Consider the following 13,175-nt stretch of genomic DNA (forward strand, 5'->3'; position numbering starts at 1 on the left):
AATGGCTCAGAGCGAGGAAGGAAGGCGTAGTAATATGTCTATATTTCAAGACTTTCTGACGCTGCACCGGGCCATTTTGATCAAATCCCTCCGGGACACCGGAATGGCTCGCAGGCGTGATTAATGGGTCCTGACCCTAGGTTCTTCAGCCGCGATCGAGCCACCAGCGCATCAGCACGTGCGCCACCGCATGGGCAGGCGGTGCGCCAAACGCCTTGCCGCTTTCGCCGCGCCCCACCGCTTCCAGCGCCTCCGCCACCTCTTCGCGCGCGAACCAGCGGACATCCTCCAGTTCGGTGGCGTCGATGGTGATCGCATCGTCATCGGCGAAGGCATGGCAGCCGATCATCAGCGAGGATGGGAACGGCCACGGCTGGCTGGCGACATAAGTCACGTCGCGCACGCGCACGCCGGCTTCCTCATGGATTTCGCGGGCCACGGCTTCCTCGATGGATTCGCCCGGCTCCACGAAACCCGCCAAGGTCGAATAACGCCCCGCCGGGAAGCGCGGCTGGCGGCCCAGCAGGGCGCGCCCCTCATGCTCCACCAGCATGATCGTGACCGGATCGACACGCGGGAAGTGTTCGGCCTGGCAATCGAGATTGGTGCAACTGCGCTGCCAGCCGCCCTTGGCAAGCACGGTGGGATGGCCGCAGACCGCGCAATGGCGGTGGCGGCTGTGCCAGCTCACCAGCGAGCGCGCGCCGCCATAGGCCGCCAGTTCGCCCGGATCGAGCACGGCCATGGCATGCCAGTTCACCGGGGTGGCGAGCGGTCCGCCGGGCGGAACCACTACCGGCACTTCGGCGAAACAGGGCACCGAACCGTCCAGCCCGAGGAAGATCATCTCGCTGCCCGGCTCTGCATCGGCGAGCGTGCCCCAGACCAGCGAACCGTCCTCGGCCAGCACCGCGTCGAGCCCCTCCATCCGCATCAGCCGCGCCTCGGCGGACTGGAGCGCGAAGAGGGCATCGGGATCGTTGCGGATATGATCGGCGCGGTCGAGGTGCGAACCGGCAAAAGCGATGGGCTTGTTCAAGAACGGGTCTCCGGGAGATGCGCGAGCAGGGCCATGACATCGGCCTTCAGCGCGGTCTGGAACTGGGGAATGAGATCGAAGGCGTTTGGCGGCATGAACTGCACGAACAGCTGCGAGCGCAGGCCCCGGATCATGTCCACCATGCCCACCGTCCCTGCCGCGCCGGCCCAGCCGAACAGCCCGTTCTCCGCGCCCTTGCCCACGCGCCCGCCCGCGCCGAAGCCGCTGCCAGCCGGAAGCATGGCGGAAAACGCGACGCCGGGGGGCAGCAGGTCGGCGGTGCCGGTCTCCACCGCGCTTTCGGCCAGCACCCGCCTGCCGTCGATCGTGCCGCGCTGGGCAAGCAGGCGCAGAAACCGGTCATAGTCGCGCGGCGTACTGACGAGGCCGGAACCGCCGAAGGGAAACGCCGGTGTATCGAGGAACACCGAGTTGCCCGGCTCGTCGATCGGCACCAGCACCTTGCCGAGCGCCGCGTAATTGGTGGTGAGGCGCTTCGTCTCTGTTTTCGGCACCTGGAACGCGGTGCTGGCCATCCCCGCCGGTTCGAACAGGGCCTCGCGCAGATAGGCGTCGAAGGGCCGCCCGGTGACGACCTCGATCACCCGGCCCATCAGGTCCAGCCCGAGCGAATAGCTCCAGTGCGTGGCGGGATCGTAGACCAGCGGCACCTCGGCAAGGCGGTCGGCGAACGCGGCAAGGCTGGGTGCGGGCGCAGCATCGGTGAAGCCGGGCACCTTGAAGCGGCTCACTTGTCCGGCGGCAAGCCCCTTCGCCTGCATCAATTCGCGGACCGGCCCGGTCTGCACGATCGAATAGCCCAGGCCCGAGGTATGCGTGAGCAGGTGCCGGATCGTGATGGCGCGCGGCGCCGGATGGAGCGCGGCGAGCGAACCGTCGTAACGGTCCTGCACTTTCATCTGCGCGAAACGGGGCAGGATTTCGTGCAGCGGCTGGTCCAGCCCGAGCCTGCCCTGCGCGATCAGGTCCATCGCCATGATCCCGGTGACGGGCTTGGTCATCGAATAGATGCGGAACAGGCTGTCGGCGGTGATCGGCGCGGAATCGTTGAACCCTTGCGCGCCGCGCGTGACGAATTCGGGCTCCCGCCCCGGCTGGCCGAGCGAGGCGACCATGCCCGGCAGCAGGCCCGAGCCGATCCACCGTTCCACCAGCGCGCGCACGCGGGGCAGGTTCTCGTCCTGCTCGGCAGCCCAGGCGAGATGCGGCATGAGCGCCGCGCCGATCCCGGCAAGTCCCGCCATGTGCAGCAGCGAACGACGGTCGATCCGCGCCTCCAGTCGCCGGCGTTCCGCGCTCATGCGACGGGCGCCCGCGCCAGTGCGGCGGCCTTGGCGAAGAGCGTGGGCAGGCCCGCATCGTCCAGCCGGTCAACCGGCCACCATTCGCCCGCCCCCGGCGGATCGGCCGAAGCCGCGCCGCAATGAACCGAAAGCGAGAGTTCGAGCGAAAAATGCGTGAAGACATGCCCGACCCGGCCCGCGCTTTCCCACGATCCGGGCAAGGGCGCCTCTCCATGCCCGTCCGCCCGCGCGGACCAGCCGTCGTCCGGCAGGGCGCGCATTCCGCCCAGCATTCCCTTGTCCCCGCGGCGCACCAGCCAGACCTTCCCGTCCCGCTCGATCCAGAAGGCGCGGCCCTTGCGGGCAGGCCTGGCCTTCTTCGGCGCCTTGACCGGATAGTGTTCCGGCTCGCCCTCGGCCCTCGCGCGGCAGGGCGAGGACAGCGGGCAAAGCAGGCAGCGGGGGCTGCGCGAGGTGCAGACCGTGGCGCCCATGTCCATCAGCGCCTGCGCAAAGTCTCCGGCGCGGTCCTGCGGGGTGATCGTATCGGCAAGCGCGCGAATTTCCGGCCGCGATCCCGGCAAGGGCGCTGTGACCGCGAAGAGCCGCGTGACCACCCGCTCGACATTGGCATCCACCACCACGGCCCGCCGCCCGAAAGCGATCGCGGCGACGGCGGCGGCGGTATAGGCCCCCAGTCCCGGCAGGGCGCGCAGGCCCTCCTCGGTATCGGGAAACACCCCGCCCCGCGCGGCGACTTCGCGGGCGCAGGCCAGCAGGTTGCGGGCGCGGGCATAATAGCCGAGCCCCGCCCACGCCGCCATGACGTCCTCGTCCGATGCGGCGGCCAGGTCCATGACGGTGGGCCAGCGATTCGTGAACCTGGCGAAATAGTCCTTCACCGCCGCCACCGTGGTCTGCTGCAGCATGACCTCGGACAGCCAGACGCGGTAGGGATCGGGGGCCGCCGTGCCGGGAGGGGCGCGCCACGGCAAGGCACGGGCATGGGCATCGTACCAGTCGAGAACCTTGCGGGAGATCGTATCGCGGCTGGCGTCCATCAGCGCCCTATGGCATTGGAGCGGCCACAATGGAACGGGATCAGTTCAAAGGATCGGACAAGGGCGAAACTGCGTCGCCCATGGGCGCCAAGTCCGCGCCTGAAGCCATGCCGAAGCGCGGCGCCCGGGCCGGAACCAAAGCCGGCCCGAAAACCGCGGCCAAGACCAAGCCCAAACCCGCCTCCCCCCGGCTCTACGAACGCCCGCGCGGCGGCGGAGCCCGCGCTATTTCCGACCTCATGCCCGAAGTGGGCCGCACGGCGTTCCGCCGGTTCGGCTTCATCCAGTCCAGCGTGGTGACGCGCTGGCCCGATATCGTCGGGCTGCGCCATGCGCGCGTCTGCTCGCCCGAATCGATCCGCTTCCCTCCGGGCGAGAAGTGCGACGGCATTCTCCAGCTGGTGGTCCTGCCCGCCCATGCCCCGATGATCCAGCACGTCGTGCCCGAGATCATGGACCGGGTGAACCGCTTCTTCGGCTACATGGCCGTGGCAAAGGTGAAAATCCGGCAAGGCGAGGTCAAGCCGCCGCCCGCCACCCGGCCGAAGGCGCCCCCGCCCTCGCTGAAACCCGTACCCTACGAACTGGGCGAATCGCTGCGTGACATCGGCGATCCCGAGCTTCGCGCGGTGCTCGAATCCCTGGCCCGCAGCCTCGGTGCCCAGGAAGATGCCCAAACGGAAAATCAGGAAAAGCAGTGATGAAGTCCACGTTGCGTCTTGCCGCCCTTGCCGCCTGCGCCCTGCTGAGCGTTGCAGCCGCCAAGCCTGCTTCCACGCCCGTCCGCAAGCCGCTGGCGCCCAGTTCCAACCCCGCCTCCAACTGGGCCAACCAGATCGTCGTCACGCCCGACGGCAGCCATATGTACGGCAACCCGAAGGCCCAGATGCAGCTTACCGAATTCGTGAGCTACACCTGCCCGCACTGCGCGCACTTCAACCGCGAGGCCGATCCTACGCTGCGGCTGACCATGGTGCCCAAGGGCCAGATCGGCGTCACCGTCACCACCCTGCTGCGCAACCCGATCGACCTCACCATCTCGATGCTGACGACCTGCGGCGATCCCAAGCGCTTCTTCGTGCGGCACAATGCCTTCCTCGCCAGCCAGGACAGCTGGATGGGCAAGCTCGAAAAGATGAGCGAGGAACAGGAAAAGCGCTGGTACCAGGGCGCGCTGCCCGATCGCATGAAGGCGATCGCCAGCGACCTGGACTTCTATTCCAAGGTCGCGGCATGGGGCATGAGCCGCACCCAGGCCGACGCCTGCTTCGCGAACGAGGCCGTGTTCGACACGATCAAGCAGCAGCAGGCCACCGTGGCCAAGAGCGGCGTCAACAGCACGCCCAGCTTCATCCTCGACGGCAAGCTGCTCGACACGCACGACTGGGCGGGCCTCTCCAAGGAGATCACCGACAGGATGGCCGCCCGCCGCAAGGGCTCGATCTGACGGTGCGCGCGCGGGCAGCCCGATTTCGGGCGCCCGCTTCGAGGCACCGGCCCATCATCTCGCCGAAAGCACGGAAAACGGGCGGATTCCTGTGGGAAAGCGCCCGTCTTTCCGCCCTCTCCCGCTGTTATCCGCCCAAGCCTTGGGCTAGTTTCCCCGTCCTCTCACAAGGATTCGCTGACATGATCCGCATCACCATGCGCTCCCTCGCCCTCGGAATGATCGCCGCACCGCTCGCACTGGGCCTCGCGTCCTGCGGCAAGAAGGACGAAGGCGCCGGAGAAGCCCCCAAGTCGGCCCAGCCGCTGCCCAAGGTCGCCGCACCCGCCGGCAAGACCTGGGCGGAGGACGTGGTCAAGACGTCGGAAGGCGGCTACCGCATCGGCAACCCGGACGCACCGATCAAGCTCGTCGAGTATGGCGCGCTCTCGTGCTCGCACTGCGCGGAATTCGCGCAGAAGGGCTTCGACAAGCTGCGTGACGATTACGTCGCCAGCGGCCGCGTAAGCTACGAACTGCGCTACTTCATGCTCAACGTCTTCGACATTCCGGCCTCGCTGCTCGCCACTTGCGGCGCAACCGAGGCGGTCCTGCCGCTCAGCGAGCAGTTCTGGGCCTGGCAGCCGAACATGTTCCAGAACCTGCAGTCCGCCGGAGACGCGCGGATGAAGCAGATACAGGACCTGCCCAAGGACCAGCAGATGGCCGCCATCGCCGAAGTGGGCGGCATGACCGAATTCTTCGCCTCGCGCGGGATTTCGCGCGATCAGGGCAAGGCCTGCCTCGCCGATACCGCCAAGGCCAAGGCCTTCGCCGACCAGACCCAGAAAGCCACCACCGAGTTCAACGTCACCGGCACCCCCACGTTCATCATCAACGGCAACACCGTGGGTTCGATGGGCTGGGAAGAACTCGAAGCCAAGCTGCAGGAAGCCGGCGCGCGCTGACGCGCGCCGCCTTTCGTGAACTGATCGAAGCAAGATGCGCATAAGACGGCTCAAGCTCAGCGGTTTCAAGAGCTTCGTTGAACCGGCGGAACTGCGCATCGAGCCCGGGCTGACCGGCGTGGTCGGCCCGAACGGCTGCGGCAAGTCCAACCTCCTCGAAGCGATCCGCTGGGTCATGGGCGAAAGCTCGGCCAAGTCGATGCGCGGCGGCGGCATGGAGGACGTGATCTTCGCGGGCACCGCCACCCGCCCGCCCCGCGCCTTCGCCGAAGTGGTGCTGCAGGCCGAAACCGCGCCGGACGCCAACGGCACGCGCGAGGAACTCGAAGTGGTCCGCCGCATCGAGCGCGGCGCCGGCAGCGCCTATCGCATCAACGGCCGCGACGTGCGCGCCAAGGACGTGTCGCTGGTCTTCGCCGATGCCGCCACCGGCGCGCACAGTCCGGCGCTCGTCAGCCAGGGCCGCATTGCCGCCGTCATCGCCGCCAAGCCCGCCGAACGCCGCGCCATGCTGGAAGAAGCGGCGGGCATCGCCGGCCTGCACGTCCGCCGCAAGGACGCCGAACAGAAGCTGCGCGCCACCGAGGCCAATCTCTCGCGCCTCGAAGACCTCATGGCCGGGCTCGACAAGCAGGTCGCCGGCCTGCGCCGACAGGCCAAGGCGGCAGAGCGTTACAAGGCCCTGTCGGACCAGATCCGCCTGGCCGAAGCCCGCCTGGTCTTCGCCCGCTGGCGCGACGCCGCGCAGGCCGCCGAGGCTGCACGCAAGGAATCCGAAGGCGCCGAAGCGCGGGTCACCGCCGCACAGGATGCCGCCAGACAGGCGCAGGATGCGCAGGCCAAGGCCGCCGAAGCGCTCGTCGAAGCGCGTGACGAACTGGCCGACCGCCGCGACGACGCCAGCGCGCAGGGCCACCGCATGGCCACATTGACCAGCCAGCTCGAAGCCGCCGAACAGCGCCTACGGGACCTCGATCGCCAGAAGAACCGGCTCGACGAGGATCGCGGCGACGCCGACCGCATGACCCGCGACGCCGCGGAAGCGCTTGCCCGGCTCGAGCGCGAACTGGCCGATGGCGCCCGCCAGCTCGAAATCGACGAAGCGCAGCGCCCGCGCCTCGCCAATGCCCTCGAAGGCGCAGACCGCGCGGCTCGCGCCGCCGAACTCGATCTCGCCCAGGCCACCGCCGCGCAGGCCGGGGTAGAGGCCGAATGGCGCATCGCCGAAGCCGAACTCTCGCAGGCACGCAGCCGGCTGGACCGGCTCGCCGCCGAAGCCGCGCGCCTTGCCGCGCAAGTCGAGGCGCTTGACGCGGCGGGCGATCTCGCGGCCGCCGTCACCGATGCGCGGACCCGGGCCGAAGCCGCCACCGCCGCCCTTGCCGCCGCGCGCGAGGGACTGGACGCGCAGCAGGCCCGCAAGACCGCGCTTCAGGCCGAACGCGATGCCGCCGCATCGACGCTGGCCGGCGCCCGCGCCGACCTGACCGGGATCGAGCGCGAACACGGCGCCCTGCTCAAGGACCGCGAAGCCCGCGCCAAGGGCGCCAAGGCCGCGCATGGCCTGCCGGTCGCGATCGATGCCCTGCGCGTCGCCCCCGGCTACGAACGGGCCGTCGCCGCCGTGCTCGGCCGCGATGCCAAGGCCCCGCTCGGCGAAATCGCCAGTGCGGACGGCCGCTTCTGGACCGGCGCGCAGGCTCCGGCTGCAGTGAAGGACAGTCTGGCCGCCCACGTCACCCGGTGCCCCGCGGAACTCGCGGCGCGCCTTGCCCTCGTCCATGTCGTCGATGAGGACGATGGCCGCCAACTCGGCACCGGCGAATGGCTCGTCACCCGCGCCGGTGCGCTGCGCCGCTGGGACGGTTTCGTCGCGCGCGGCGAAGGTGCGGCCGAAGCGGCCCGGCTGGAGGCGGAAAACCGCTTCGAACAGCTTGCCGCCCAGCTTCCGCCTTTGCGAGAGGCCGTTGCCGCTGCCGAGGCACGGCAGGCCGAAGTACAGCAGCAGCTTTCCGCCCACGCCGCCGCCCTCGTCGCCGCCGAACGCGCGATCGCCGATGCCGCCAATGCCGAACGCGGCGCCCTGCGCGCCGCCGATCAGGCCGAGGATGCCCGCGTCCGCCAGGAAAGCCGCCGCGCCGAGGTAGATCGTGCGCTGGGCGATCTGGCGGAACAACGCCAGGCCGCCGAACAGGACATCGCCGTCGCCGAAGGCAAGCGCTCCGTCCTGCCCGACCCCGAGAAGGGCCGCGCCGGGCTCGAAGCCGCGCGCGAAAAGAACGACAGCGCCCGGGCGACCCTCCAGATTTCCACGGCAACCCTCGCCTCGCACGACCAGGGGCTGGCCGTCGCGCGGGAACGCACCGCCTCGCAGCGCGGCGATATCCGCAACTGGCAGGCACGCGCCGGAGATGCCGCCAACCGCCTCGCCCAGATGGCCGGACGGCTTGAGGAGATCGAGAGCGAGCGTGCCGTCGTGGCCGCGAAGCCCGCCTCGCTCATGGAGCAGATCGAGCAGGGCGAAGCCGTGCGCAATCGCATCGCCGAGGAACTGGGCAAGGCCGAGGCTGCCGTCGCCTTCGTGACGGACGCCGCCCGCAAGGCCGATGCCGCGCTGGCCGCCACGCAGGAACTGCTGGCCAGCGCCCGCGAGCATCGCGCCGGGGCCGCCGCCCGCGCCGAGAACGAGGACGCCCGCCGCGTCGAGATGACCCGCGTTTCGGGCGAGCGCTTCCAGTGCCCGCCGCCCGTCCTGCCCGAGCGTTTCGAATTCGCCCCGGCCGACGTCGGCGAGGCGCAGGCCGAGATCGCGGCGATGGAACGCCTCGTTGCCGATCGCGAAAGGATCGGTCCGGTCAACCTCGTGGCCGCAACCGAACTTGCGGAGGCGGAAAGCCAGCTTGGCACCAGCATCACCGAAAAGGCGGAGCTGGCCGAGGCGGTGAACCGGCTGCGCGGCTCGATCGGCAATCTCAACCGGGAGGGTCGCGAACGGCTGCGTGCGGCTTTCGAAGCCGTGGACGGCCATTTCCGTCACCTCTTCTCGCGGCTGTTCCAGGGCGGCCAGGCCCATCTCGCGCTCGTCGATTCCGACGATCCGCTGGAAGCCGGTCTCGAAATCTTCGCCCAGCCGCCGGGCAAGCGGCTCCAGTCGCTGACGCTGCTTTCGGGCGGCGAACAGGCACTGACCGCCGTGGCCCTGATCTTCGCGCTGTTCCTCACCAATCCCGCGCCGATCTGCGTGCTGGACGAAGTCGACGCCCCGCTGGACGACGCCAATATCGAGCGTTTCTGCGACCTGCTCGAAGCGATGACGCAGGAAACCGACACGCGCTACCTGATCGTCACTCACAATGCGGTGACGATGAGCCGCATGCACCGCCTGTTCGGTGTGACGATGGTGGAAAAGGGCGTCTCGCGGCTGGTCAGCGTCGATCTGGTCGGCGCCGAGGAACTGCTGGCGGCGGAATAGGCCGTGTCGCTCATCGACGGCTACCTGCCCCGCTTCCAGTTCTCGGAAGTTCACGCCTGCCGGATCGCGGCCGATGCGGCGACGATCCTCGATGCCGTCGCGGCCTACAGGCCGGAAGAGGATGCGTTCTTCCGCATCATGATCGGCGTGCGCGAAGTGCCTGCCCGGCTGACCGGGCGGCGCGGCGCAGAGCCTTTCGGAATGCGGAACTTCACCCTGCTGGAGCGCGGCGAGCACGAACTCGTCTACGGGCTGGTCGGGCAGTTCTGGCAGGCCGACTACGGCCTGCGCCAGATCGCAGGCGGCGCGGCCTTCCGGGCTTTCGGCGAAGCGGGTGTCCCGAAGCTGGCGCTCGGTTTCGAACTGGCGCCGGAAGCGGGCGGCACGCACTGGCTGACCACGCGGACCCGGGTGTTCTGCCCGGACGAAGGATCGCGGCGGAAATTCCGGCCTTACTGGCTACTGATCCGTCCGGTGAGCGGGCTCATCCGCAGGCGCATCCTTGCCGCCGTTCGCAAGGCGGCCGAAGCCTGAACGGGCTCAGAGCATACCGGCGTTGCCGACCACCCAGCAGGCCAGCGCCATGACCAGGCCAAGGTCGCGATTGGAGCGGAACCGCGCGAGCGCATTCTCGCCGTCCTCGGTATCGAGGGTAGCGACCTGGAAGCCGAGGTGCAGAGCCACCGGCAGCAGGCCGACCAGCGCCACCCAGTCATGCCGCAGCGTCCAGAAGGCCAGCGCCCAGAACGCTACCGCCAGAAGGTAGAACCCGGCGACACCGCCGCGAACGTGGCTGCCGAGGCGCAGGGCTGAGGAACGGATGCCGACAACGGCGTCATCCTCGCGGTCCTGAAGCGCGTAGATCGTATCGTAGCCGATGCACCAGAAGATCGACCCGGCATAGAGCGCGGCGATCACCGCGAGATTGTCTCCCCGGATCTCCACCCAGCCGACCAGGGCGCCCCAGGTAAAGACCATGCCCAGCCATGCCTGCGGCCACCAGGTGATCCGCTTCATGAAAGGATAGGCCGCCACCAGGGCAACGCTGCCCAATGCCACGAGCTGCGCCTGCCAGCGCAATTGCAGCAGGACCACGAGACCGATCGCGCAGAGCGACAGCAGCCAGACCCACGCCGCCTTGACGCTGACCTGCCCACTGGCGACCGGGCGCGTCGCGGTGCGGGCCACCTTGCGATCGAGGTCGGCATCGACGATGTCGTTCAGCACGCATCCCGCGCCGCGCATGACGATGGAGCCGAGCAGGAGCCAGAGGACCAGTCCCCAGCGCGCTTCTCCGCCCGCCAGCAGCACGCCCCAGGCACAAGGCCAGAACAGCAGCCACCAGCCGATCGGTCGATCGAAACGGGCCAGCATGGCGTAGGCGCGCGGCTTGGCCGGCAGGGCAGAAATGAGCCCGCGGTGCTGCGTATCCGGGACGAGAAGAGAGTCGCTCACGCCCGGACGAGTAGCCCATCGAAACCGGAATGTCATGGCCGAACGTGCTTAGTGCACATGTGCACGCCCGCGCCCGGTTGCGCCCGCAGCCGCTTCGCGCGACAAGCAGGCCCCCGTTTTCAGGAGTTTCGACAAGACCATGGCCGCCACCCCCGCATGGCCCCCGCGCAGCGCGCCGCGCCTTTTCGTCACCGGCCCGCTGGCCGCGAACGGCAGCGTCGTGATCGATGGCGGGCAGGCGCATTACCTGTCCAAGGTCATGCGAGTCGCGCCCGGCGACGCGGTGATCCTGTGCGACGATGCAACCGGCGAATGGGCCTGTGCCGTCACCTCCGCCGGCAAGCGCGACGTGATCCTGGAAGTGCGCGACCATTTGCGCGAACGCGAGGCGGTGCCGGACTTCTGGCTCTGCGCGGCGCTGCTCAAGAAGCCCAATTTCGACCTCGTGATGGAGAAGGCGACCGAACTCGGCGTGGCGCGCATCCAGCCGGTCATCACGCGCCGCTGCGTGGCGGACAAGCTCAACCCCGAACGCGCGCTCACCATCGTGACCGAGGCGGCCGAGCAGTGCGCCCGCACCGCCCTGCCCGAACTGGCCGGGCCGTTGAAGCTGGAAGCGCTACTGCGGGACTGGCCGGAAGGCCGCACGCTGTTCTTCGCAGACGAGACCGGCGGCGCCCCGGCGGCCGCGCAGTTCGCGGCGCACGCCGGTCCGGCGGCATTGCTGGTCGGGCCTGAGGGCGGGTTCGACGAGGAAGAGCGTGCTCTCATCCGCGCCCATCCGATGGCGCGGGCGATCACGCTCGGCCCCCGGATCCTGCGGGGCGAGACGGCGAGCATCGGCGCCACCGCCTTGTGGATGGCCACCGCGGGCGACTGGTGAAGCACTGCGGCCACGCCTTGAAGCGGTCCGATACCCCGCTGCGAGCGGCAGCCGGGAACCGGCGCGCCATGCTTGCGAAACCTCAGGAAACCGCCGTTTCGGAAAGAAACAAACCGCTCGGTACAAAAAGTTGTAGCGTCCGGCGGCGGGCCGCACTAACTCCGCGCCCATGAGCACCCGTGAGGTTTCGGATCGCGAAGATCCGGTGATCGAAAGCCTGGACCAACTCGCCGCGCCGATGGCCGCGGGCGAAAAGCCGCGCGATGCGTGGCGGATCGGTACCGAGCACGAAAAGTTCGTCTACGACACGGGCGATCACCACGCGCCGTCCTATGCCGAAACAGGCGGAATCCGCGACCTGCTGATGGCGCTGACCGAATTCGGCTGGGAACCCATCATCGAGGGCGGCAACGTCATCGCGATGAAGGGCAGCGACGGCACCGTCAGCCTCGAACCGGCGGGCCAGCTCGAACTTTCGGGCGCGCCCCTCGAAAACCTGCACCAGACATGCGCCGAAACCGGCCGCCACCTCGCCCAGGTCAAGACCATCGGCGATCGTATCGGCAAGGCGTTCCTCGGCCTCGGCATGTGGCCCGACAAGACCCGCGCAGAGCTTCCGATCATGCCCAAGGGCCGGTACGACATCATGCTGCGGCACATGCCGCGCGTGGGCTCCATGGGGCTCGACATGATGCTGCGGACCTGCACCATCCAGGTCAACCTCGACTATTCGAGCGAGGCGGACATGGTGAAGAAGTTCCGCACCAGCCTTGCGCTCCAGCCGCTGGCCACCGCGCTGTTCGCGGCCTCTCCCTTCACCGAGGGCAAGCCCAACGGCTTCCTTTCCTACCGCAGCCACATCTGGTCGGACACTGACCCCGCGCGCACCGGCATGCTGCCCTTCGTGTTCGAGGACGGCTTCGGCTACGAGCGCTACGTCGACTACATGCTCGACGTGCCGATGTACTTCGTGTTCCGCGACGGCAAATACATCGACGCGGCCGGCCATTCCTTCCGCGACTTCCTGAAGGGCGAGCTTTCGGTGGTCCCCGGCGAACGTCCGCGCATCTCGGACTGGACGGACCATCTTTCAACCGCCTTCCCCGAAGTGCGGCTCAAGTCGTTCCTCGAAATGCGCGGTGCTGATGGCGGCCCGTGGGGCCGTATCTGCGCCCTGCCCGCCTTCTGGGTCGGCCTGCTCTACGATCAGGCCGCGCTCGACGCCGCCTGGGACCTGGTCAAGGACTGGGACATGGAAGGGCGCGAACGGCTGCGCAATTCGGTGCCGAAACTGGGCCTCGACGCACCACTGCCCCAGTCGTTCCGCGGCGGCGGCGGTACCCTGCGCGATATCGCGGGCGAAGTGCTGAACATCTCCCGCTCGGGCCTGGCCTCGCGCAACCGCCTCAACGCCGGCGGAGACAACGAGACCGGCTACCTGGAACCGCTGGCCGAGATCGTCGCCACCGGCAAGGTTCCGGCGCAGCGCCTGCTCGACCTGTACAACGGCGAATGGGGCGGCGACCTGTCGAAGGTCTACGCACTGAAGAGCTTCTAGGAAACCGAA

General features: G+C 68.8%; 11 protein-coding genes. 7 read left to right on the forward strand and 4 right to left on the reverse strand.

Going from position 1 to position 13,175, the window contains the following annotated elements:
- Positions 1–145: 145 nt before the first annotated feature.
- Genes nudC through mutY form a run of 3 tightly spaced genes read right to left on the reverse strand, consistent with a single transcriptional unit; the run spans position 146 to position 3,404 of the window.
- Positions 146–1,039 carry an NAD(+) diphosphatase gene (gene nudC / locus ACXJ16_RS10825; RefSeq protein WP_463920664.1) on the reverse strand — a complete coding sequence of 298 codons (894 nt, stop codon included), beginning with the start codon at positions 1,037–1,039 and terminating at the stop codon, positions 146–148.
- On the reverse strand, positions 1,036–2,361 hold the full coding sequence (locus ACXJ16_RS10830) for a serine hydrolase domain-containing protein (RefSeq protein ID WP_463920665.1): 1,326 nt from the start codon (positions 2,359–2,361) through the stop codon (positions 1,036–1,038). Before ACXJ16_RS10830 ends, nudC begins: the two co-directional genes overlap by 4 nt.
- Entirely contained in the window at positions 2,358–3,404 is a 1,047-nt protein-coding gene (mutY, locus tag ACXJ16_RS10835; RefSeq protein WP_454796620.1) for an A/G-specific adenine glycosylase, read from the reverse strand. The genes ACXJ16_RS10830 and mutY overlap by 4 nt, the downstream gene beginning before the upstream one ends.
- A gap of 107 nt (positions 3,405–3,511) precedes the next feature.
- Here mutY and ACXJ16_RS10840 point away from each other — a divergent pair, with 107 nt between their 5' ends.
- From ACXJ16_RS10840 to ACXJ16_RS10860, 5 genes are all read left to right on the forward strand, one after another.
- Positions 3,512–4,105: a DUF721 domain-containing protein gene (locus ACXJ16_RS10840; RefSeq protein WP_454797810.1), complete on the forward strand. Its 594-nt coding sequence runs from the start codon at positions 3,512–3,514 to the stop codon at positions 4,103–4,105.
- On the forward strand, positions 4,105–4,851 hold the full coding sequence (locus ACXJ16_RS10845) for a thioredoxin domain-containing protein (RefSeq protein WP_054437040.1): 747 nt from the start codon (positions 4,105–4,107) through the stop codon (positions 4,849–4,851). The genes ACXJ16_RS10840 and ACXJ16_RS10845 overlap by 1 nt, the downstream gene beginning before the upstream one ends.
- Before the next feature lie 182 nt (positions 4,852–5,033).
- A complete protein-coding gene (locus ACXJ16_RS10850) occupies positions 5,034–5,798 on the forward strand; it encodes a thioredoxin domain-containing protein (RefSeq protein WP_185998077.1) in 765 nt (254 codons plus the stop codon).
- A gap of 34 nt (positions 5,799–5,832) precedes the next feature.
- Positions 5,833–9,270, forward strand: coding sequence for a chromosome segregation protein SMC (smc, locus tag ACXJ16_RS10855; protein ID WP_463920666.1), 3,438 nt, complete (start codon positions 5,833–5,835; stop codon positions 9,268–9,270).
- Between the two features lie 3 nt (positions 9,271–9,273).
- Positions 9,274–9,804: a hypothetical protein gene (locus tag ACXJ16_RS10860; RefSeq protein ID WP_463920668.1), complete on the forward strand. Its 531-nt coding sequence runs from the start codon at positions 9,274–9,276 to the stop codon at positions 9,802–9,804.
- Between the two features lie 6 nt (positions 9,805–9,810).
- Here the strand turns inward: ACXJ16_RS10860 and ubiA are convergent, their stop codons facing one another.
- Positions 9,811–10,725: a 4-hydroxybenzoate octaprenyltransferase gene (gene ubiA / locus ACXJ16_RS10865; RefSeq protein ID WP_463920669.1), complete on the reverse strand. Its 915-nt coding sequence runs from the start codon at positions 10,723–10,725 to the stop codon at positions 9,811–9,813.
- 139 nt (positions 10,726–10,864) lie between these two features.
- On the opposite strand from ubiA, the gene ACXJ16_RS10870 reads away from it, so the two are divergent.
- Positions 10,865–11,608 (forward strand): 16S rRNA (uracil(1498)-N(3))-methyltransferase, encoded by a 744-nt coding sequence (locus ACXJ16_RS10870; RefSeq protein WP_324698012.1) that lies wholly within the window; start codon positions 10,865–10,867, stop codon positions 11,606–11,608.
- 169 nt (positions 11,609–11,777) lie between these two features.
- A complete protein-coding gene (locus ACXJ16_RS10875) occupies positions 11,778–13,166 on the forward strand; it encodes a glutamate--cysteine ligase (RefSeq protein WP_463920671.1) in 1,389 nt (462 codons plus the stop codon).
- The last annotated feature ends 9 nt before the right edge of the window (positions 13,167–13,175 follow it).

The sequence above is a fragment of the Novosphingobium sp. TK71 genome, from assembly GCF_055361505.1.

What these genes read in the sequence shown, in the direction of transcription:
- ACXJ16_RS10830 (WP_463920665.1), bottom strand. Translation starts at nt 2,361, where the DNA reads ATGAGCGCGGAACGCCGGCGACTGGAGGCGCGGATCGACCGTCGTTCG.
- mutY (WP_454796620.1), bottom strand. Translation starts at nt 3,404, where the DNA reads ATGGACGCCAGCCGCGATACGATCTCCCGCAAGGTTCTCGACTGGTAC.
- ACXJ16_RS10840 (WP_454797810.1), top strand. Translation starts at nt 3,512, where the DNA reads ATGCCGAAGCGCGGCGCCCGGGCCGGAACCAAAGCCGGCCCGAAAACC.
- ACXJ16_RS10845 (WP_054437040.1), top strand. Translation starts at nt 4,105, where the DNA reads ATGAAGTCCACGTTGCGTCTTGCCGCCCTTGCCGCCTGCGCCCTGCTG.
- ACXJ16_RS10850 (WP_185998077.1), top strand. Translation starts at nt 5,034, where the DNA reads ATGATCCGCATCACCATGCGCTCCCTCGCCCTCGGAATGATCGCCGCA.
- smc (WP_463920666.1), top strand. Translation starts at nt 5,833, where the DNA reads ATGCGCATAAGACGGCTCAAGCTCAGCGGTTTCAAGAGCTTCGTTGAA.
- ACXJ16_RS10870 (WP_324698012.1), top strand. Translation starts at nt 10,865, where the DNA reads ATGGCCGCCACCCCCGCATGGCCCCCGCGCAGCGCGCCGCGCCTTTTC.
- ACXJ16_RS10875 (WP_463920671.1), top strand. Translation starts at nt 11,778, where the DNA reads ATGAGCACCCGTGAGGTTTCGGATCGCGAAGATCCGGTGATCGAAAGC.